The sequence below is a fragment of the Marivita sp. S0852 genome, from assembly GCF_046591575.1.
Classification (GTDB): Bacteria; Pseudomonadota; Alphaproteobacteria; order Rhodobacterales; family Rhodobacteraceae; genus Marivita.
In genome coordinates, this window is sequence record NZ_JBIQWA010000019.1 from 1 (window position 1) to 21,349 (window position 21,349).

General features: G+C 57.1%; 18 protein-coding genes and 3 pseudogenes. 11 read left to right on the forward strand and 10 right to left on the reverse strand.

Features of this window, described 5'->3' with window-relative positions; translation table 11 throughout:
- From ACG74X_RS20550 to ACG74X_RS20570, 5 genes and pseudogenes are all read left to right on the forward strand, one after another.
- Positions 1-510, forward strand: a 510-nt coding sequence (locus ACG74X_RS20550) for a hypothetical protein (RefSeq protein WP_411237197.1), incomplete at its 5' end; no start/stop codon positions are given.
- Between the two features lie 165 nt (positions 511-675).
- Positions 676-798: pseudogene (locus tag ACG74X_RS20555) on the forward strand (IS3 family transposase); the annotation flags it as partial.
- A gap of 149 nt (positions 799-947) precedes the next feature.
- On the forward strand, positions 948-1,214 hold the full coding sequence (locus ACG74X_RS20560; protein WP_411237198.1) for a hypothetical protein: 267 nt from the start codon (positions 948-950) through the stop codon (positions 1,212-1,214).
- A 53-nt stretch (positions 1,215-1,267) separates the two neighbouring features.
- Positions 1,268-1,459 carry a hypothetical protein gene (locus tag ACG74X_RS20565; protein WP_411237199.1) on the forward strand — a complete coding sequence of 64 codons (192 nt, stop codon included), beginning with the start codon at positions 1,268-1,270 and terminating at the stop codon, positions 1,457-1,459.
- A gap of 60 nt (positions 1,460-1,519) precedes the next feature.
- Positions 1,520-2,014, forward strand: a complete 495-nt coding sequence (locus ACG74X_RS20570; protein WP_411237200.1) for a hypothetical protein — start codon at positions 1,520-1,522, stop codon at positions 2,012-2,014.
- Positions 2,015-2,181: 167 nt separating this feature from the next.
- Here the strand turns inward: ACG74X_RS20570 and tnpC are convergent.
- A pseudogene (gene tnpC / locus ACG74X_RS20575) lies at positions 2,182-2,955 on the reverse strand (IS66 family transposase); the annotation flags it as partial.
- A 243-nt stretch (positions 2,956-3,198) separates the two neighbouring features.
- The gene (locus tag ACG74X_RS20580) at positions 3,199-4,749 is read right to left on the reverse strand and encodes a DUF4214 domain-containing protein (protein ID WP_411237201.1); all 1,551 of its coding nucleotides are present in this window, start codon (positions 4,747-4,749) and stop codon (positions 3,199-3,201) included.
- A 582-nt stretch (positions 4,750-5,331) separates the two neighbouring features.
- Here ACG74X_RS20580 and ACG74X_RS20585 point away from each other — a divergent pair.
- Positions 5,332-6,441, forward strand: coding sequence for a hypothetical protein (locus tag ACG74X_RS20585; protein ID WP_411237202.1), 1,110 nt, complete (start codon positions 5,332-5,334; stop codon positions 6,439-6,441).
- 828 nt (positions 6,442-7,269) lie between these two features.
- Positions 7,270-8,531: pseudogene (locus ACG74X_RS20590) on the forward strand (IS3 family transposase).
- Between the two features lie 164 nt (positions 8,532-8,695).
- On the opposite strand, the gene ACG74X_RS20595 reads toward ACG74X_RS20590, so the two are convergent.
- The 7 genes from ACG74X_RS20595 to ACG74X_RS20625 form a co-directional block, all read right to left on the reverse strand.
- Positions 8,696-9,019 carry a HigA family addiction module antitoxin gene (locus ACG74X_RS20595; RefSeq protein WP_411237203.1) on the reverse strand — a complete coding sequence of 108 codons (324 nt, stop codon included), beginning with the start codon at positions 9,017-9,019 and terminating at the stop codon, positions 8,696-8,698.
- A gap of 17 nt (positions 9,020-9,036) precedes the next feature.
- A complete protein-coding gene (locus ACG74X_RS20600; protein WP_411237204.1) occupies positions 9,037-9,321 on the reverse strand; it encodes a type II toxin-antitoxin system RelE/ParE family toxin in 285 nt (94 codons plus the stop codon).
- Positions 9,322-9,708: 387 nt separating this feature from the next.
- On the reverse strand, positions 9,709-10,860 hold the full coding sequence (locus ACG74X_RS20605) for a hypothetical protein (RefSeq protein WP_411237205.1): 1,152 nt from the start codon (positions 10,858-10,860) through the stop codon (positions 9,709-9,711).
- 8 nt (positions 10,861-10,868) lie between these two features.
- Positions 10,869-13,088 (reverse strand): Ti-type conjugative transfer relaxase TraA, encoded by a 2,220-nt coding sequence (gene traA / locus ACG74X_RS20610; RefSeq protein WP_411237206.1) that lies wholly within the window; start codon positions 13,086-13,088, stop codon positions 10,869-10,871.
- A 408-nt stretch (positions 13,089-13,496) separates the two neighbouring features.
- Positions 13,497-13,892: a hypothetical protein gene (locus ACG74X_RS20615; RefSeq protein WP_411237207.1), complete on the reverse strand. Its 396-nt coding sequence runs from the start codon at positions 13,890-13,892 to the stop codon at positions 13,497-13,499.
- Positions 13,893-14,262: 370 nt separating this feature from the next.
- Positions 14,263-16,254, reverse strand: coding sequence for a DUF4214 domain-containing protein (locus ACG74X_RS20620; RefSeq protein WP_411237208.1), 1,992 nt, complete (start codon positions 16,252-16,254; stop codon positions 14,263-14,265).
- A gap of 19 nt (positions 16,255-16,273) precedes the next feature.
- Positions 16,274-16,642 (reverse strand): hypothetical protein, encoded by a 369-nt coding sequence (locus ACG74X_RS20625; protein WP_411237209.1) that lies wholly within the window; start codon positions 16,640-16,642, stop codon positions 16,274-16,276.
- Between the two features lie 215 nt (positions 16,643-16,857).
- Between ACG74X_RS20625 and ACG74X_RS20630 the strand changes: the two genes are divergently transcribed.
- The gene (locus ACG74X_RS20630; protein ID WP_411237210.1) at positions 16,858-18,219 is read left to right on the forward strand and encodes a glycosyltransferase family 4 protein; all 1,362 of its coding nucleotides are present in this window, start codon (positions 16,858-16,860) and stop codon (positions 18,217-18,219) included.
- A 175-nt stretch (positions 18,220-18,394) separates the two neighbouring features.
- Here ACG74X_RS20630 and ACG74X_RS20635 read toward each other — a convergent pair whose 3' ends face one another.
- Complete coding sequence (locus tag ACG74X_RS20635; RefSeq protein WP_411237211.1) at positions 18,395-19,000, reverse strand: TetR/AcrR family transcriptional regulator; 606 nt, start codon at positions 18,998-19,000, stop codon at positions 18,395-18,397.
- Between the two features lie 111 nt (positions 19,001-19,111).
- On the opposite strand from ACG74X_RS20635, the gene ACG74X_RS20640 reads away from it, so the two are divergent.
- The 3 genes from ACG74X_RS20640 (at position 19,112) to ACG74X_RS20650 (ending at position 21,211) form a co-directional block, all read left to right on the forward strand.
- On the forward strand, positions 19,112-19,789 hold the full coding sequence (locus ACG74X_RS20640) for a PspA/IM30 family protein (RefSeq protein ID WP_411237212.1): 678 nt from the start codon (positions 19,112-19,114) through the stop codon (positions 19,787-19,789).
- Positions 19,790-19,853: 64 nt separating this feature from the next.
- Positions 19,854-20,135: a YiaA/YiaB family inner membrane protein gene (locus ACG74X_RS20645; protein ID WP_411237213.1), complete on the forward strand. Its 282-nt coding sequence runs from the start codon at positions 19,854-19,856 to the stop codon at positions 20,133-20,135.
- Positions 20,136-20,200: 65 nt separating this feature from the next.
- On the forward strand, positions 20,201-21,211 hold the full coding sequence (locus ACG74X_RS20650; protein ID WP_411237214.1) for a DUF4105 domain-containing protein: 1,011 nt from the start codon (positions 20,201-20,203) through the stop codon (positions 21,209-21,211).
- Positions 21,212-21,349: the final 138 nt, after the last annotated feature.

Genomic DNA, 21,349 nt, shown 5'->3' on the forward strand with positions numbered 1-21,349 from the left:
TTCTCGCAAACTGGAACGGAGGACGAAGTGAAGAGCGATTTTACGATCTATATGGACGAGCCCATCGTCAGGGAGGGGGGCGTGGTGATCATCCAGCCCGAGGCGGTCGATCTGGAGGGCGATCAACTTGCCGAGCTTACTTCCGGAACGAATAAGCTGACCATATCTTCCCAAGTCACGATTGTGCGCCTTCAATATCCACAAGACGGAACGTATGTTTACAGGTTTTATACAGCCAATCCTCAGAATTTTCCGGGTACGAACGGGCAAACTAGACAAATCGGTGTGGGTAGTTCTTGGGATTATCATCCTGACGACAGAGACCGAAGCGAAGAAATTCCTGCGTTTCTTACGCATCACTTTCAAATACCTGGTGGTAATTGGACTGAAGAGCAAAGTCGTGAGAGACAAGTTAATCTCCCGGGTGGGTTCTTAGAGTTCCGATATAATTGCGTTCGACAAAATTTTGCGTTGGTCTGTGATGCATCTGATGGAGATGAACGTAGATGAGCCTACTTCGATTTATCGTTCGCTCTTTTCACCCACTGTCGAACTTTGGAGTCGGTGGATTGGGATTTCACGGTGATAATCGCGGCTTCACTCATGAAGAGAAGGTGACTGAACTGGCCCCCCTTTCGACCGGACACTTGGGCATAACCATGGGGGCTTGGGGATATCCCTAAGCACGTGCTTATGTCTGACTATGAGATCATCACCGACGGCGGCCGCAGGCGCCGCTGGTCGTCATCCGAGAAGCTGCGGATTGTGGAGGAGGCGCTGGACGAGACCGCCAGCTTGTTGATGATGTATGCGAAGACGACACCGAACGCGCACGGCTGGTTTCACTTCTTGCCACCAGTCAAAATAATCATCTGCCGAAAGTTGTCTTTGAGCTCCTTAGTTCTCGCCTGGACCGCCTGAAAGACGAACTGGAAACTGCCGAGGACATGGATACGGTGTATGGTGTCTGGACTCAGCGCTTGGCAGGTGGTGCCATCCTGGCAAGCGTCGGCCTCGTTGCCACAAGCGTTGTCACGGGCGCAGTCATAGGCGGATGGGCCGCTCTCGCGGTAGGGGCCGCTCTCGCATCCGGAGGCGCAACATCCTATGGGCGTGATAGGCTCAAAAAACGAGCCAGAGCATCACGCCGCGCCGTTGAACAAACCGAACGCCTGATTGAAAGCGTCAAGGGCAATATGCCCAAAGATGAATGAAACTGGATTTTTGGCCCCTTAGTCGCTATATCTTGCCGTGAAGGAGATCGGAAATGCTCGAAGCTCTGACCACCGAAGCAATCCTGTCGCTCGCCACTGTTGGCGTGAGCGGCCTCGCGATCTGTGGAACGATCGTTGCATTGAAGGCAACTCAGCGAAAGCAAAGCCGAGTAGATGTGGACGCCATCGTGAAAACTGCTCCTTACCATAGGCTGCACAACGTCGTGCAAACCAACGGCGTCTAAGGATCGCGGTGAAATCACCGAAGAAGCGTGGAATGCCCTTTTCCGAGAGATGGCTCAGCAATGAAGGGATGGAGTTCTCTTTTTTATATCGGTGCGGCGCTTCAACTGGCTGTTATTTGCGCCGCCATGGTCGATCTTAGCCGAGGATCAGGCTTCGAAAGCTACAGCATAGAGATGGACGGCGCTACCTTTACGGGAGCTGTCCCTCTTTCACCGCAGATTCAGGAGCAGATCAGAACTGGAGTGGGCCAGTTCCAAAATCTTTGTTCTCTGCCGCAATCGCTGTCCTCAAGAGCTATGGACGCCGAGGATGCGCAAAGAGTGATTGGAACACTTCAGGACTTTGGGTTGATCGAAATTGTGCCTACACAGACCGGACTAACGATCTCAACCGGAGAATGGACAACTGGGTATTGGGACGCGCTTGTTAAAGCTGCAACGTTCCGCGAACATCTCTCCTGCGCTCCACCCTTTAGTCAAATGTATCTTTTGTTTTTTTTGTTTGCCACGGCTCTGATCCTCGCCGGTGAAATCATGATGCGGCGACAGCGGTGATACCCAATGAATCTTGCTTTGCGTGTAATCGTCCGGTCTGACTGCCTTGCACAGCGTGGTTGCAATCCTCATGATTTGGTGAACGCTTCTCCCCCAAAAAAGAGAGCGATTTTCCTTCGCGAATGAAGAATCCATAATCGTAATGAGATTTGCTTCTGCGTAAGCGGTCACGCGGCTTTGAAGTTCCAGGATAGGAGTTGCTGGATATCGCGTTGTTTGTGGCCCTGGGCAATGGCTTTGAGGACGCCGGTCAGGTAGGCGTGGGGCTCGATCTTGTTGAGTTTGCAGGTCTCGATCAGGGTGGCGCAGGTGGCCCAGTTTCTCGCGCCTTCGTCGTGGCCTGCGAAGAGTGCGTTCTTTCTGTTGAGCGCAATCGGACGGATTGTTCGCTCGACGGCATTCGAGTCCATCTCGATGCGGCCGTCCTCGAGGAAGAGGATCAGTCCGTCCCAGTATCTGGCGATGTATTTAAGTGCCTCACCGGTCGGGGATTTGGTGGAGACCTGGCCGCGTACGGCTGCGAGCCAGTCCTGCAAGGCGGCTACTTTTGGAGATGACGCGTCCTGCCGGGCGGCCAACCGTTCCTCTGACGACATCCCTCGGATGCGGCCTTCGATCCGGTAGAGGGCGGCGATCTGCTTGAGCCCGTCTTCGGCAATTGGTGCGACGCTGTTCACCGTGAGTTCGTAGAGCTTGCGCCGCGCATGAGCCCAGCAATAGGCAAGCCGAATGTCGCCGTCGTGACGGGCATCGCGGAGGCGATTGTAGCCCGTATATCCATCGACCTGCAGGATGCCCTCGAAGGGGCCGAGTATCTCGGACGCGTAGCGCCCAGATCGCCCCGGCGCATAGGTGAAGGCCACGGCCGGCGGCTCGGGACCTGCCCAAGCCCGATCATCCCGGGCCAAAGCCCAGAAGTATCCCGTTTTGGTTCTGTGAGCGATACCTGAACCGCGACTCCTATTAGAAAACAATGAGTTATCTAATAGGAGTCGCACTTCAGGGTAGCGCGCGCCTAGGTCAGCGTTTTTAACCCATAATGCGTTTTATGTAATTAATGTGGGGTGCGTGAAATCACGCACCTGTTTTGAACACCTATGGTGGTGCGTGCTCGCACGCACCCTACAGCTTGCTAAATCAGACACATGTAAATTGGCACCTACATCTGTCGAGACGGCACATGGTTATAAAAACGGGTCGTCCACCACACCGACCACCTGGATCAGGAATTCACCGTCTGCATCTGTACCGAGGGCCGTTGCATAGTATTCGTCGGCTGCAGCACGAGCTGCTAAAATACTGCTCTCAGTACCATTAAAAAGCTCCATGACCTCTGTGGCATTACCCAGATCGCTCATGCCGAGAATGGCGCTGAAATAGAGGCCGATGTCAGTTTTCTGATCCAGATAGGCACGATCGGCGACCTGTTGGTCAATGAAGTCCTGTGTGGCATCTGCCGGGGGGGCTGCGCGCGCACCTTCCAAGATGGCCAGAACAAACTCCCCTTGGCTGACACGGCCATCGGCCAAGACACTTGTCCAGAACTCAAACCCTTCAGAGTCTGATGTACGGCCCAAGACATTGTCATAGACGGCCGATACAAAGGCTTCGGGAGTGGCACTGTCGGGAAAGATCAACTGTGCTTCGACCGATGTTGCAAAGAATGATGCAATATCACCAAGAGATGTGCCAGTTGCAAAGGCGTTTGCCCAAAACATCAATCCTTCGGCGTCCGGTGCTCGGTTGAAATAGGCAATATACATTTCGGCAAAGGACGTGAATTGCGCTTGTGTCAGATCGGCAATATCGTCAAACCGACTCAGGTCAAAGTCCTGATCAGGAAAAGAAAGCCGTTCAATACTACTGAGCTGATCAGTCCCCTCATCGCCGCTCCGGGCAATCACCGATATATCTGGGCCAAGCTGTAGCGTGTAGGTGCTTCGATTTTCATCAAATTGAGCCGTATCGATCCCCTCATTGCCAAGTAGTGTGTCATCACCCTCACCACCTTTGAGTGTATCATTGCGCAAGGATCCATCAATCAGGTCATCGCCGCGTCCGCCGTCAATGCTGTCATTTCCCTGCCCCACACCGGCGTTCTGGCCTTCGCCCAAGATGATCGTGTCATCACCAGTCGTGCCTTGCAGGCTCACACCAAGTTCAGCTGGGTCAATGTTGAAGGCGACAAAGCCCGTGTCATTGCCACCGCCTATATCGGCCAGATAGAGAAAGAGGTCTGTCGACGCGACCGGCTGCGTGAGTGTGAATGTCACGCTGCCGCCTTCCCCCAAAGACAAGCCAGCGCTAGTCAAACTTATCCGTACATCCTGGTCTTGTGCCTCTAACACGTCAAGCGTGGCCTCTAATGGCGAATATCTATTGTCCTCCGTTGTGCCAAACAGGTTCGGGCGGTCCCAACGGGGGTCTGTGGGATTTCTTGAAAAGCCCGGGGTGAAAACAACCCCGTTTACAAAATCGAATACATCTACAGTTTGTCCATTTTCCGCCAGTTCACTGACCGCTGTCGGACTGATGGTATCGACGCTGGACAGCGCAATGTAATCAAGGTCAAACCCTGATGCAGCCCCATCTCCCCCTGAAATGATCTGGTCGTCGAATATGGTAATTGAGGTGATAAAGCTGATCCCGATATCCGAGAGGTCTACTTTGTAAACACCATCATCACGAAAATCGCCGATATTACTGAGAGAGAAAGTTTGAATTTCTTCATCCATTTCCAGAATCTCCAAAACCTTAAATTACTTCGCACACAGTCTGTTAACGTTATTATAGAAAAATTCAACAAAGCTTTGTGGCTGGCGTGCACCGCTTCGAGCGCAGGTCTTCAGAGAGTGCTCACGGGCCAAAACGGTGGATTCTGACCACCCTGCCCTGCTCTCCTGAAATCAATGACTTAAAGTGTCACAAACCCTGGGCAAAACCCCTGAGGTTATGACACGTTTTTCCCCGGTATCTATGAACGCGGAAAATACCCAAGCCGCGCCGCATACGGTGTGGCACCTTCGCCAGCCGCTCGATCTCTGACGGAGCGCCTGCCCTCGTGCAAAAATCACGAATTATGCACGCCCCAGCCGCCTCTTTGATATCAAGCACTTACGGCGCGCATAAGTTGCGTGCAAAATAGACTACTCTTCCACGCCGGAAACTCCCCCCACCCTGCGCAGTATGATAACGGCCGATGGTAAGGGTGGGTTACGTAAAGAGCAGAAACAACGCTGATGGCACCAGTATAACCTAACGGCTTGTTATTCCCACAAACTAACGCTTGGATGAAATTCTAAAACAATAGGTGCTCTATGGCTGACGAATGTCCAAAATGCGGTGGACAGGGTTGGAAAAGTGCGAAGCTTGTCGTTCTCGAAGGTACGACAAAAACCGAAGGCACTTTACAAGGAGAAATCGTAGAAAAAGGCACCTTCCATGGCGGCGGCGTACGGGACTTCTTGCTATCCGACAGATGGTTCAGCTACGAAAGCCCACTCTCAGCAGAATTCTCATCGACGACAACCTCGGTACTGGTAGATGAAATCAAGGCTCTGATGGTCACAGAAGGAGCCAAGCGGCCAATGCCGCCCACACCTTCTCAACCATCGGACTTGAACATGCCCAAAGAGCCAACCAAGCTCTCACGGGATCGGGGCAATTTCTTTGCTATTAACCCAGAAAAAGTAAAAAAGCCAGTTGCACCCAACCCACCAGATAACCCCACTGAAGACATTGAAGAGTTTGAAAGCAGGTCTTGGGGGCAGAATTTTGAGAACTGGGCTTTGCGGGCTTTTATTCTTAATGCCATTATCTTTAGCATAGCCATCTATCTTTTTCCCGGCATCATGTCACCTGCAATAGAATATATTGCGTTACTTTTTGGAATTGTTCCATCAACTCATTCGTTCTCAGACGATATTAACCTGAGCTTCTACTTACATATACCCATCCTTTCAGATTGGCTTCAACAGCTCCAACTTAGCGATAGCGTTACTAAAGGTGTTGCATCAATAATTTTTTTAATTCTATTTCTAATATCGCGGTCAATCGGCAAATTACCTTTTGTTTCCGGAATTGAGAAAAGCCGACGCAAAAAATACGATGCGAAACTTAGATCATTAGAAGAAACATACGCTAAAAGTCTTGAGAAACATGAGATCGAAATGCGAGCTTACAGAGATAAGTTATCTCAATGGAATGCTGATATTGCACAATTCCAAGCTGAAAAATCTGCATACAGTCAACAGTTAACCGCTTATGAAAATGAGATGAAATTAAAAAACGCTGATTTCCAACGTCGCATGGAAGACTATGAAGCCGAAGTTGCAGAGGTACGCTCATTTAGAAGCGAACTTTGGGATCGTGCTCGCATGTGTACTCGCTGCGGCACTGTTTATTTAGGCACGAGACAACAAAATTAAAACTTTCTAAGACCACTCCGGGATACCTCCATAACTGCTCTGAGCTCACCTCGATGTAACGCTACTTCGAGGACCCCCACACGAAGAAATACCTCCGTCGATGCCCGAATTTCAGGAGTTCGAGCATAGTGCAGGGGATGAACGACTTTACCGAAGCCGATTTATCGCAGCGTGCAGATTTCTTGATTTCTGCACGCACTTCAGACCGCTACAAACGTGACGACTCTAAACTGGACCTGTCACGTTTCAGTGTCGCTCCAAGTGCTAGTTTATGCTCCGCGCTACTTTCAACGCAAAACTCGTTATTTCGTCGCTGGCTTCGCGATTGTAACGCCTTTGGTGATTCGTAGTGAATAGGTAAGTGTAAAGAAATTTTGGAATTAGATTTTCCACGTCAGAGGTCTCGCCACCACCTATAAGGAAAGACATTGCACAATAGTAAAAGTTACCGTTCTGTGCGCCGGATGATGAGTATTGAAAAAATACAAATGCATCTGCATCCGGCGTCTGATCTGGACTCCAATAATTGGGCGGCCTACTTACAAAACTTCAGTTGAGAAACCTTCTTTCTCGAGAGCCTCCTGAGTGTCCTCAACGATACTTCGTTGAGTCCAAGTACATTTTCTATCCACTCCTCCAGGAGGATAGGAAATGACTATTTTTGTTTCAGCTTCTGCAGAAACAGGCGCAATTGAAACCGATAGTATTAAAAGAAACAAAATGATTTTTTTCATAGTACTAACATATCTCTCTTTGAGTAATTGTTGATGGATGAACTGGCCCCCCTTTCGACCGGACACTTGGGCATAACCATGGAGGCTTGGGGATATCCCTAAGCACGTGCTTATGTCTGACTATGAGATCATCACCGACGGCGGCCGCAGGTGCCGCTGGTCGTCATCCGAGAAGCTGCGGATTGTGGAGGAGACGCTGGGCGAGACCGCCAGCATTTCCGCCGTTGCGCGCCGCAATGGCGTCGCGCCGAACTTGCTGTATCGTTGGCGGCGTCTGATGCTGGAGGGAGGGGCCGTGGCCGTGTCTGGGGACGATGACGTCACAAGCAATCGCGCCGTCCGGCAGATGGAAGACCGCATCCGCGAGCTGGAGCGCCAACTCGGGCGCAAGACGCTGGAAGTCGAGATCCTGAAGGAAGCGCTCGACAAGTCACGCTCAAAAAAACTGACGTGGCATGTGCAGTCGCAGCCGAAGGACGGTTCCCAATGAGCGTCGTAGCCGAGACCCTGGGCGTTTCCAGATCGAACCTGCACGCCCGCGTGACGGGAAGCGCGAAGCCGCGTCGGCGCTACCATAAAGCGCAAGATGCGGCGGTGGTGCCGCTGATCACCAAGCTCGTGGCAGCGCGACCGACCTATGGCTATCGCCGCATAACGGCCATCCTGAACCGGCAATTACGGGCGCAAGACGCAGCGCCTGTTAATCACAAACGCGTCTACCGGATCATGCAGGCCCAGAATTTGCTCTTGGCGCGGCCATACACCGAGCGAACCGACCGCGCCCACAACGGCAAGGTCGTGACGCTACGCTCAAACCTGCGCTGGTGCAGTGATGGCTTCGAGTTCACTTGCTGGAACGGCGACATCGTGCGCGGGGCCTTCATCATCGACGCCCATGACCGCGAGATCATCTCCTGGTGCGCCGTCGTGAACGCAGGCATCAGCGGATCGGACGTGCGCGACATGATGCTGGCAGCGGTGGAAGCGCGGTTCGGTGGCCACCGCGCGCCGCACCAGGTCGAGATGCTCAGTGACAATGGCTCGCTCTACATCGCCAAGGACACCCGCATCTTCGCCCGCTAGCTCGGCCTCAAGCCCTGCTTCACTCCGGTGAAGAGCCCGCAGAGCAATAGTGTATCGCTCGCCATTGTCCTCGGACCAATGGCGGACAATGGCTCGCCCTTCGTCAACACGCTGAAGCGGGATTACGTGAACATCACGCCGCTGCCAGTCGCCGCCACCGTCCTTGGATTGATCGCCGGGTGGTTCGAGGACTATAACGACAATCACCCGCATTCAGGGTTGAAGATGCGCTCACCACGCGAGTTTATCGCAGCTCAAACCGCAACCGCCTGAGTGTCCGGTGAAACGGGGGCAAGATCAATGGAAGGTATCCTGCCTCTTAAAATACACTCAGCTGGGTCGGTATTTTAAGACTTATCAAGTGACTTCTTTGAAGAGGGTGCGGAATGCTGGTAAACCTGCCAATGCTCTTTGTTCACTGTTGTTTACCCTCCTGATCAGACCAGCCTTGGCTGATCACTCGGCGACCGCGCTGCGTAACTCGCGCGCGTGGGAAGTTTCTTGATCTCCTCTCCGGTCGCCTGGTCGGCAACGGCCAGATCGAACTGCGCCTGGAGATTGATCCAGAATTGCGCATCGGTGCCGAACCAGTGCCCAAAACGCAGGGCGGTGTCACCTGTGATGGCACGCTTGCCGCTGATGATCTGCGAGACGCGGTTTGCGGGCACGTCGATCTGACGGGCGAATTCTGTGAGCGTGATGCCAAGCTCTTCGAGCTCGTCCTTGAGGATCACACCGGGATGTACTGCACGTTTGAACATGGGGTTCCTCCTTTCCTCTAGTGGTAGTCCGCGATTTCAACATCTGATGGTCCTGGGTCGGTGTCAGGCCAGGTGAAACAGATACGCCATTGCTGATTGATGCGGATGGAATACTGCCCTGCCCTGTTACCACGAAGCGCTTCGAGCCTGTTGCTGCGCAACGCGCGAAGATCACCGAGAGACGTGGCCGCGTTGAGAATAGCCAGCCTGCGCTCTGCCTGATCGGCAAAGCCCTGGACGGTTTTCACCAACGCCCCGTTTGCAAACTCCTCGGTCTTTTTGTCTCTGTAACTCAGGATCATTATTGCTTACCAAGATAGCGACATTGACGCGATACGTCAAGCGTCACGATCCGCACAGCCTTTTTCTAAGCTTTTTGCCCCGGTACCTGCCTTACACCCCGGAGGGGTCGAAGGGATGTCCAATAAACCGCATGATTGTATGCAACGCGCATTTTATGGGAGCCTGATCTTGAAGATGAAAGTTGATCTGCTTTCGGAGCCGTCCCTTGCTTGAGCCCGAAAAAAGAACAGCAAGGTTCCCGTTTCAAGGGCGCGGTACGCGGGAGCGGAGCCACGCGCAGAAGCGAAGCTTCGACCATGGCGAGCACCCACCCCTTGAAACGGGGTTCTTGATGGTCTTAGGGCTCGATCAAAGCAAGGGTGGCGCTTCTGACAAGCGGTTCTGCTTTAGCGCTGGATCCCGCGTGATTTGTCCCGCCCAAGATCGGGCGCGCGATCCTGTTGGCGCATGCGATCCCGCATCTGATTGATCACCGGCACCGCCTGCAGGACCGATTGTATGCGAAGCTGCGCCTGCTGCCGTTCAGCGGAGGGTTTCCGAGCAAGCCCCGGATCGGCCTCAAGGCCCTTGGCGACCGTCTCATGACCTCGTCCGTAGCGTTCCGCCAATGCCTGCTGAAACCGGCCCACCTCCTGCATCGACGCCCTGTCGCTCAAAAGCAAACGCGCCGCCGCGTCCCTGGTCGGACCTGACGGGGCCTTCTGCAACTCGGCCACCTGCTGCAAGACCTGTCCAGCCTCAGACGAGAGATCGGGCAAAGGCCGGGTCATTGCCTGCCGCCACTGATCATGCTGCTCCGCAATACGCGCCTCAATCTTGCGCAGTGCCTCGGTGACGGTCTCGATCTGACGCGCCATCACTTGCGCCTGCTCAAGAGCGGATCGCCGCTCGGCATTTGCGATCCCGAGGCGCGTGCGCCCGCGCAGATCCCCGAACGTCTCCGGTCTCCGCTCGACCTCTGAGACAAGCTGATGTTGGTCCCCGGTTTCCGCGTAGCGCGCAACCATCTGGTCCACAGCCCGGTCTGGGTCAATATAGATGCGGCCCGCGATGTCGCGCGCTGTCGCCAAACTGGGCCGCGCCGACAGATCAACACCCGCGCGGGTCCGAAGCGCCTTTGAGTCGAGCGGGGCAATGTCTGGACTGGCCTCGATCAGCGGGTTTTCGAGCGGCATGTTTGCTCTCGCTTTCTCGGGTCCGGTCGGGCGGACACACCCTTGATCCAGGTCCGGCGGTTGTGCGCGCAGAGGCCCAGCTGGGCGGCTCTTGCCAGTCTCCGAAGCACCGACACCCCTGCCCTGCTCCATCACGTGCCCATTCTCCAGCGGATGCTCCATTGGCGGTTTGCTTAAGCCGTCGAAGGCGGTGGCCAGTTTATCGAAACGCTTGCGCAGATAGTGCAGGTTCGCCTTCACGAAATCCGTCAGCACCCGTGTCGTCGGGAAGCCGCGCCGCTCGGCAAAGCCGCGCACGATATCCTGGTAGTCGACCCGGTCACGATAGAGCGCGGTCGAGTCCTGTAGCCGGTCGCGGGTCATCATCTCGGTCAGCTCTCGCTCGCTGCGTAGAGCGAGACCTCGTCCCGGTGCCGCGTCAGTGCGACATAGGAGAGCTGCGCATCCATCGTCGGCGACAGGTAGACGAAGGCGCGGTCGACCGTGTTGCCCTGCTCCTTGTGGATCGTGCGCGCATAGCCGTAGTCGACATGGTTGTACTCGTTGGCCCGCAGCGTGATCGGATCAACGTGCCCGTAGACACGCACCTCAAGCCCGTTGCGCGCGGAGGCGACCACTTCGCCGGTCGATCCGTTGAACACCCCAAGGCTGCGTTCGTTCTTCAGAAAGAGGATGCGGTCGCCGGTCGCAAAAGGTTTTTCACCGCGCTCGGAGGCGAAGGGCTGATCCTCGCCAAGCCCACCCACGGCCTTCAGCCGTTCCCGCGCCTCGGCGTTGAGCGCGATCACGTCCGTGTTGCGATGTGCCATGATGGTGACGTCAGCCGCCGCCTGATGATAGGGCAACCAGTCCGCGATGAGCGCCGCCCGCGCGTCTTCGTCGCTCTCCGACCAGGCAAGGACGTCCCGCTCAAGATAGGCCGCGATACCCTCTTCGGCCCGGCCCGACCCGAAGGCGATCGCCGCCTCCCGCATCCAGAGTTCGCGCTGCCGCACCACGCTGTCGAGCTCGGCATAGCCCGTCACATCGACGAAGGCGCGGAAGGCGGCACCGGCCTGGATCGGCTGCAACTGCCGCGCATCCCCGAGCACGATCATGCGCGCACCGGCCTCGTTCAACGTCCGCGTGATGCTCTCCATCTGACGTGACGAAACCATCCCGGCCTCGTCCATGACGAAGACGGTCTTGGCGTCCGGCAGCATGTCGCCCTTCGCCCATTGGTACTCCCAGGACGCCAGCGTCCGGCTCTCGACGCCAGCCTCGACACGCAGATTGTCGGCCGCGATCCCAGCCAGAGCGCCACCGACAACCGTGTAGCCTTGGCGCTCCAGGGCCATTCGCGTGGCGTCGATCGCCGTCGACTTGCCGGCTCCGGCATAGCCCACCAAAGCCGCCGCGCCCCGGTCACCCGTGAGGTGTCGCGCGACCATCTTCTGCTGGTCGGTGAGATCGAACCCGCGTTTCTCCGTGAACTGCGCGAAGGCCGCATCAAGCTCTGTCGCATCGATGATCGGTCCCGATCTCTGCGCCAGAGCTTGGATGTTTTGGACCATTCGATGCTCCAGCTCGACCATGGTCTGAGTTGAAAAAAGCGGCTCCGTCGTCTCCTCACCGGTGAACGGATCGAAGGCGGGGGCCGCCACCGGCACCAGCTCTTCATGCGCCCCAACGTGGTAGAAAAGCGCCTGAAACTCGGCCGTCGAACAGTCTGTCCGGTGGATCTCACGCGCAATATCATGACGGGTGAAGACCGCCTTCTGTGTTGTGATCTTCTTCAGGACCAGCGACGGGTCCTCTGCATAGCGCAGGTAGTTTTCCCGCGCGGCGCGTTTCGCATTGGTCATCAACTCGGACGGTTCACCCCGGGCATCCATGTTGTCCGCCGCCACCCCCCGATGCTTTGACGGGATCGCATTGATCCCCAGATCCTCGAAGGAGCGATGGTCGACCCGGATGTCATGGCCATGCTTGGCAAGGTGATGGTTCTGAACCTCCGCCCAGCCCTCGCGCATCTCGCGCAGACGTTCCATCCCGCCGGTGAACTGTTCGTAGCGGATCTTGCCGTCCGACCCGCGTAGCACCTCCCCATCCTCGTCCAAGAGCGGCACGCGCTTCGCGCCAAACCCGTCCTCGGTCAGCGGCCGCAACGCCGTCATCACATGCACATGCGGATTGTCTTCCATGTCATGATAGGCCCAGTCCGCGACGATGCCGCGCGCCGACAGCTCGCGTGCCACGAAGTCCCGGACCAGTTCGACGTTCTGGTCCGTGGTCAACTCGACCGGCAGCGCCAGGACGAACTCGCGCATCAGCTGCGCATCCTTGCGGCTCTCATGTGCCTCGACCGCGTTCCAGAAATACGCACTGGTCTCTGCCGTCGTGTGGTCTGCTGCGAACCCTGCCAGCCAGTCCGGTGCCTCCTTTGGTAGTGCAAACTCCGAATGCGCATTGCCGCCTTTCCGGGAGTAGTCGATCTCCTCGGCAGTCTCCTGGCGTTCCATCTTGGCGCAATGCCGGTAGGCGGCCGCGGCGACAGCCGACCGCCCGCCCCCCTTCCCCACGATCTGCGCCGAGAGATGATAGATCGCCATCCCGCCTTCCCCTTTCCGGCCCTGGGGTCATCGTCGCATTGCTATCGGGCCAAAGTGCTGGCGCGGTTGATGCGCCATGCATGTCGCCTGCGACGTATAAGTGCGCCGTTGTTCCTTTTTCATACCGTAGATATATCACTATATCAATCGCTATATACTGCTTTATAATGAGTGTGTGAGATGTGCGCGGATCATGGCACGCATCTTCGGGCATGACAGTTAAGACAGAAGATCACCGCATGGCCCACGACCTGGACGACGCGCTTGCGCGAGACCTTCTACAAAGACATGGCAATTGCCCGGCAGGACAACATCACCGCGCCGGACGAGAAGCGGTTCCGGGGTCCGGTTGAGCGAGACGAAGAGAACGGCATTGAACGCGGACAAGACGCCTGGCTGGGAGCAAGGTCAGAACTTGAACTTGTGAGGTTTGCTGCCCGTCGGTTTGATCACCTTACCGTCTGAATCAAGCCGCATCGCGACGTTCGTGTCGACGGAAAACCGGCCGTTGAGGTTGTGGCGATGCAGGAACCCGGCGGCGGCAAAGCGCGAGCGCCAGCGTTGGACGGTCGTCCAATGCGTGCCGATCCGCTCGGCACTGTCGTCCTGCCGTCCGATATAGCCATCGTCCTGAATGTCCATGCAGATATCCGCGAGAACCCGGCAGGGCAGGTTCTCTCTCGACTTCTTGTAATGGTCTTTGACCTGGCGGAAGAGGTCGATATTGACACCCAATTCGCCAGGTTTCAGGTCATCACGCTGCGGCGCACCTTCGAAAAATCTTACGTGGTGGGCGTCGAACAATGTCTCGTGGTCAAGCAAGTCGCACCCGTGCCGTTTGCATCTTTATCCCCAGCCCCCCGACGCGCCTCTCCTCTTTTCCAGCCGAAATACGCGTTCCTTCGACAAAGGACTAACGGATTTCAAATAGGGTGTCATCTGCTGCCCGCAGTCCCTATCGCGATACCTATCCATTGAAATCGACCCTGGCATGGATCGTCGGGCGTTCGTTCACCCTGCCCTCCTCCGTCACAGATCGACGGCACCTGCCGTCATGTGATCAGAGTACAGGCTGACACCGCCCTGCCCCCATTCCAAAAACAAAAAGCCAGCCGGATTCTGCTCCGGCTGGCTTTTTCGATGCCCCTCGGAAGGGCCAGTTCGGGTTTGCGACTTATACCGTAAAGGGGTCCTCCAGGACGCCCACAAGCGGCATGAGGAAGTCGCCGTTCACCGGATCCATCGCTTCCGTGTAAAGACGCTCGACCTCATTGACGGCAGCAGACAGGCTGTCTGCGCTGCCATCGAACAACGCCATGACCTGCGCCGCGTCATCGGCATCGGACATGCCGCGATGCACGGCGAACAAGGCACCCAGATCGGTCTTCTGTTCGAGATATTGCCGATCGGCGGTCTGTTGGTCGATGAGCGCCTGATCGGTTCCGGCCGGAAGCGGCTCTTTCACGCCTTCGAGAACCTTGAGGATCATCTCTCCGCGGGTGATCTCTCCATCGTTCAGCCCGCCGGCCCAGAAATTCAGGCCGTCTACATCAGCTGCCCGACCAAGGACGTTTGCATAAACGTCAGAGACAAATTCGAAATTGTTGCTGTCTGCCGGATAGGTCTCAAGCATCTCAGGCTGCGTCGAGAACTGCAGTGCAATATCTTCCAACGACAGACCATTCGCATGTGCCGTGCCCCAGAAGGCCAGACCCGCAGCATCCGGTGCCCGGTTGAAATAGGCGATATACATCTCGACAAAGCTTTCGAGCGCGTCGGCATCGAGCTGTGTATGGCCGCCAAAGTCGCGCAAATCCACCGGACGGCCAAAGACGGCCAACTCTGTTCCGAAGTCGATCAGCTCCACATTATCAAGCGTGATGGTTCCAAGCCCATCCGCCGTGCGGTCGGTCACCGTGACAGTATCCACACCAAGTGTCAGCGTGTAATCTGTTGGCACACCACCAAAGACGGCTGTGTCCACACCCTCCAGACCATCGATGCGTCCGATGCCTGCCGTTGCGACAAGGGCTGCGTCATCCTCTGGGGTGCCTTCAAGCACACCTGTCGCACTTGGGCCGCTGTCCGGTCCGGCATCCGGGTCCGGCACAGGCGGCTCCGGGTCGCTGACCACGGTTTCCAACGTTCCCTTGCCGTCGACAAAGCTCAACTCAACGCTGAGCGATGCGCTGCGATCTGCCTCTGTGATGGCATAGGTCTCACGTGTTGCGCCCGGAATTGGCTCTCCGTCCCGCAGCCATTGAAACGACGCATTGGCAGGATCGAACCCGTCGCGGTCAAACACCGCATCGGTCCGTGCCCAAAGCTCTGCGCCCTCAACCGGAAAGCCCATGATGATCAGCTTGCCGATCGGCACGGAATTCACATGCTCCGCTGGCGGCTCCGGAATGTTTGGCACCTCTGGCTCTTCAGGAACTTCCGGCTCGACCGGGACCTCGGGCTCAACTGGCGGGGTGCCGCCCCCTGTATCCGGGGGGTCAACCGGTGCGCCACCGGGGACCGTGGGCTCCGGGTCGCTGACGACAACCTCAAGGGTGCCGCCATTGTCATAGTAACTCCATTGCACGCTGATCTGGGAGCCCTGATCCGCCGACGTCACATCGTAGAATTGTGCCGTCGCCCCGGGGATCGGCTCTCCATCGCGCAACCATTGAAACGACGCGGATGCGTAATTGATGCCATCGGCATCCTGCACCGCATTTGGACGCGCTGTCAGTGTCTCTCCGACCAGCGCATCACCCAGAATGCCCAGTGGACCATCAGGTGCGGAATTGTTGGGGTTGGCGGGGCTGGGGTTTTGACCGCCACCGCCAGGGGTCGGATCGGGCGTACCGCTCCCTCCGGTGGGTGGTAGATCCGCAGGCACAGGCGGCCGCGGATCGCTTGTGACGCTTTCGGAATTTCCGCGGTTGTCCGTATAGCTGTAGCGGACGCTCAGCTCGGCACCAATGTCATTGGTCGATACATTGTAAAACTGGCTATTGGCCCCCGGGATGGGCTCTCCGTCGCGCAACCACTGGAAGGATGCGGTTGCATAATTGATGCCATCGGCATCCTGGATTGCATTGGGACGCGCCGTCAGCGTTTCACCGATCAGCGCATCTCCCAGGATCCCCATGGGGCCGGCTGGACTAGAATTGCTCACGTTCATGTCTCCTAAGGAGTTATGTTGTTAGGCCCGAGACAGCGAAGCCACCGAAACCAAAATTGTCGCGCAAGGGAGGGAAGCCAATTTTGCGTGCTTTCTGCTCACTGCTCATTCCGGAACGGTCTTTGCCGCCATTCATATTAAAAGTTCTGGTATCATCAAACCGCATATTTTCAAGCAAAACCCTCAAGGCGTTCGGCGAAATCGTGCGCAGATCTGATGAGTTTCGCATATGTCCAAGACTGCCTTTGCTTTCCAAAACCGCTCTCTTGGGCGGCATTACAGACGCCAATGCGTTAAGGATCTGTGAACATCCCGTGCGATCGGCATGTGCAGGTACACCCACGTCCTTTCTGCGCGGGTCGTCGAAAACAGGCGCTGTCATCCCTCCCGCAGTCAGAGCGTTTCCAAGTGCGGTTTCAGAAGGCCATGACCTTAGCCAGACAGTTTGGCACAATGATGGTGCCAATAAGGAATTTTTCCTGTCACGGTCATGCGTGAACGCGCCACGCCCATGACGGCACATGCCAAGATGGACCTTGCACGTCGCTTGCCGTAACACCGCGACCCAGGGCCAGAAGATCAGGACAGCTGGGATATATGACTCAGATTTTCTTCGATGTCAGCGACATCGTCACCTATATCCGCGCGCATCGTTCCGTCAGCGGCATTCAACGCGCGGCGGTGCGGATCATTGCACAGGCTGTCCGGCTGCGCGGGCGCGATGTGTTTCTGGGCTTTCATCACCCCGGCCGCCGCACCTATCTGTGTTGTCCGGCCATCGACGTGCTGGACGCGCTTGATGCGTTTGACATCGAAGCGCTGGCTGCGGCTCTGGACCTTCGGGCGCTGAAGGCCCGGATTCCAGAGCAGTTTCTTGAACGCTACCGGGGCCAACCGTACAAACAAACCGTACATATCGCCCGGATGCGGCTGGCCGGCTGGCGCGGCAAATCGCGATATTTTGACAAGCGCGGTCTGGATTTCGGGCTGTGGCAACGGCTCTACCGGCCCCGCAAAGCCCTCAAACCGGTGTCCCTGCGCCCGTTCACACAAGTGGCCAGACCCGGCGACAGACTGTGCGGTCTGGGGGCCATCTGGGGGCGGGGCAAAGTCGAAACCGTGTTTCGCAGCGCCCATGATCGCGGTGTCCGAGTGTTTCTGCTGGTGCATGATCTGATCCCGATGAAACTGCCCGAACTGGCAGATCCCCGCGCGGCCCGCAGCTATCACCGATGGCTGGTGGGGTCCGCCGATTATGTGACGGGATACCTTGCCAATTCCCAGGCAACGGCAGCGGATCTCAGGGAGTTCCTGCATGATCAAGGGCTTGACGGTACGGTGCATGTCACCCCTCTGGCACAGGCCGGGGTTGGACCTGACGCGGACAGCCCCTCTGCCCTGAACCCGAAAGTCCACGAGGCGATGACAGTGCCGTATGCGCTGTGCGTTGGCACGATTGAGCCACGCAAGAACCTCTGGCGGCTGGCGCAGGTCTGGGTGCGGCTGGCGCGGCGCCACGATATCGAGCTGCCCCGGCTGGTGCTGGCCGGCAAGCGGGGGTGGCTGACCGACGGGTTTCTGACGATGCTGGAGCGCACCGGGGGGTTTGGCGGCTGGGTGATCTGGCTGGAGGCCCCTACCGATGCCGAACTTGGGCATCTTTACCGGCAGTGCCAGTTTACCGCGACGGTGAGCCTTTACGAAGGCTGGGGGTTGCCGATTGGCGAGGGGCTGAGCTACGGCAAGACCGGGATTGTGTCGCAGACCTCCTCCATGCCCGAGGTGGGCGGCGATCTGGTGGAATATTGCGATCCGGTCTCCATGCACAGCATTGAAAATGCACTCAAATCGCTGCTGGATGCCGATCACCGCCAAGGGCTGGAGGCGCGGATTGCCAAAGCCCGTTTGCGCAGCTGGGACGATGTGGGGCGCGATGTGCTGGCGGCGCTGGAGGATTAGCCCGGGCTGGGGAGCGCGCAATTTGTTCCGAAAACCGGAGCCCACTTTTTGGATTGCGCAGATCGGAACATGTTTCGCGCGCGAAACATTGGGGCCGATCCGGACCTATTAACACTTTGTTAAAACGGGATGATTTGTACAAAACAGGTCTCTCAACCGTACAGATGACACTGTGCTATTCGCCCGTGTCGAGCCCCCGCGTCATCGCATCGACCAAGGCATCCACTTCGGCGGCCAGCATGTCGCGGGGAACGCCAACGAACCGCCCGTGGATGGACAGCTGCACAACGCCATGAACCGCCGCGAACACGGTTTGTGCCCGCAGACGAAGCTGGTCCGGCAAAAGGTCCGGGCGCAGCTGTGATAACGGTTCGATAATTTCCGCGATCAGCACGGGATATTCGGCACGGTGCCATTCAGGCACGTCTGTGCCTTCGGGCAAACGATGGCTGAAGATCGCGGACCAGGTTGTGGTGTTTTCCAGGGCAAAGCCCACATAGGCCGCTGCCAAAGCATGCATCGTCTGTTTCGGAGAAGCATCTTTTGGCAGAGCATCATGCAATGCCACCCCCAAACGCGACAAGGTGCATGAATTGACCCGCATGATCAGTTCGTCCAGATCCGCGACAACCGTATAGATCGCACCTAACGCACACCCGGCCTGTGCGGTCACGTCGCGCGCTTTGAGGTTCGCCAACCCCTTTTCCGAAATGATCTCTTCGGCCGCGTCAATCATGCGATTGCGCAGATCCTCTTTCTTTTGGGCGCGTTTATTGTCCACGGGGTGCCTCCAGACTGTTTCCTGAACAATGTTCATAATAATTCTTGAACAGCGTTCATTTTTCGGTATAACGAATTTATGAACAGCGTTCAAATAGCGATGGAAAGAAAAATGTTCAAACAGCTTTTTACACTTGTGCGCGGCACATCCGTTGATGCCTCCCAAGCTTTTCTTGATGCAAACGCGGTTGCCCTCCTGCGCCAGCAGATGCGTGACGCGGCCGAAGGCGTGGCACGATCACGCAAGGCTGTGGCGGTCGTCATGGCTTATGCCGAAAAGGAAAAGCGCCGCCTGACCAGCATCGAGGCCAAGATCACAGAACTGGAAACCCGCGCGCTTGATGCTTTGTCGAAGGACCGGGATGATCTGGCTCAGGACGCAGCGCAGGCCATCGCAGAGCTCGAAGCCGAACGCGACGCGACCTGCAAGACGATCGAAACCTATGATCGGGAAATCGCCGTCCTGCGCCGCGATCTGAAAAACAGCGAAGCCCAGCTTGCAGAGCTCAAGCGCGGACAGCGGTTGGCGGAAGCCACGGCAAAAACCCAGCATGTCCGGGGCTCCGCCCCCGCGCTGAACCGCAACGATCTGTCCGATGCCGCAGCAACCCTCAAACGCCTGCAGGAACGCCAGACCCATGCAGACGACACGATGGTCGCGATGGCCGAACTGTCGCTGGCGGAAAACGCAGATGCCGTAAACGATCGGCTGGCCGAGGCGGGCATGGGCAGCGCCAAACGCAGCACGGCAGATGATGTTCTTGCGCGCCTCAAAAACGCCCGGTCGTAACACAGCTGGCGTCCAAATCGCCTCTCAAACAGAAACACTCCCACCCCATTCAAAGGATCTTACCATGAGTAACTATGTTCAAAAACCGTCCCAAGCCTGGACCCTGTTCACCTACGCGCAATTTGCCATTGCAGCGGTCATGATGGCAGGCGGGATCTGGTTCCTCGAAGCCAGCTTCTCGGCCAAGGGGTTTTACGCGATGGCGGCCCTGATGCTGGTCAGCTCGACCGCCGGGATCACCAAGTCGATCCGCGATGCAGAAGAAAGCGACCGCATCTACAACAAGCTTGAAGATGCCCGCACCGAGCGCCTTTTGGCCGAAGTGTCCAGCTCTGACGCTGCATGATCTTGCGGGCCGTCATGTGACCCGCACTGCGGCCCGATCCCCTTTGCCTTTGCAGGATTTCAACCATGTATAACAGTGACATCGCCCCATCGCGCATATCGTGGACACGCCTGACCGGACATCTTGGATTTGCTCTCCTGACCCTCGCCTTTGCCGCCTGGAGCTGGGTCGCGCTGTCTGTCCATCTGGCTGGAAGCGCATTGGCAATCGCACAGGCCGGTGTCGCGGTCGCGGTCCTTGCCGCGCTTGTCATGCGCGTCCGGGCCCGCCGGTGGGGATGGGGGCTCCTTGGTGTTATCGCCGCCACTGTCCTGGGCTGGTACGCCACGATCACCCCGCAAAGCGATCTTGACTGGGCATCCGACGTCGCCCGCTCAATGACCGCCGAACAGGAGGGGGACATCGTCACGCTGCACGATGTGCGGGATTTCGACTGGCATGGCGTGTCCGAGGCCGATGAGCGCTGGATCACGCGGACCGTCGATCTGTCACAGCTGCACAGCGTGGACATGCTGACCTCAGTCTGGGACAGCCCGAATATCGCGCATCTTCTGGTCAGCTTTGGCTTTGCCGATGGGCAGCGCATCGTGTTTTCTGTCGAAACCCGCAAAGAGGCACATGAAAGCTTTAACGTCACCGGTGGCTTTTTCCGCCAGTTCGAATTGGTGCTTTTGGCCACAACAGAAGAAGACGCGATCAAGCTGCGCACCAATCACCGCCAGGAAGACGTGCGTCTCTACCCCGTCAACCTCAACGAACAGCAGCGCCGTGACCTGTTTCAGTCTTTCATCGCCCTGGGCAATGACCTGGCCGAAACACCGCGGTTCTACAACACGCTGACCGCGAATTGCACCACGACCGTCTACAAGCTGGCACAGGTGATCAAACCGGGACTGACACTGGATTGGCGGCTGGTCGCCTCGGGTCATCTGCCGGCCTATGTCGACACGATGGGCGGGTTTGCCGACCCCATGCCCATCAAGGACCGCATGACCCGCTCCGCGATCACCGACCGGGTCAAACATTACGACGGCCCGCTCTATTCACACGTGATCCGGGGCACCGTGCTGCCGTAAAGCCGGGCGATGGATTTCCCCGTATTTGAGGTGGTTAAAGCGGCAACATCTGTCGATCACCGCACCTGACACAGAGGCTGCGGGACAGCGACCGGCGGGGGACTCTGGGCCAGAGGCCGGGTGATCGGCGGAATTTCG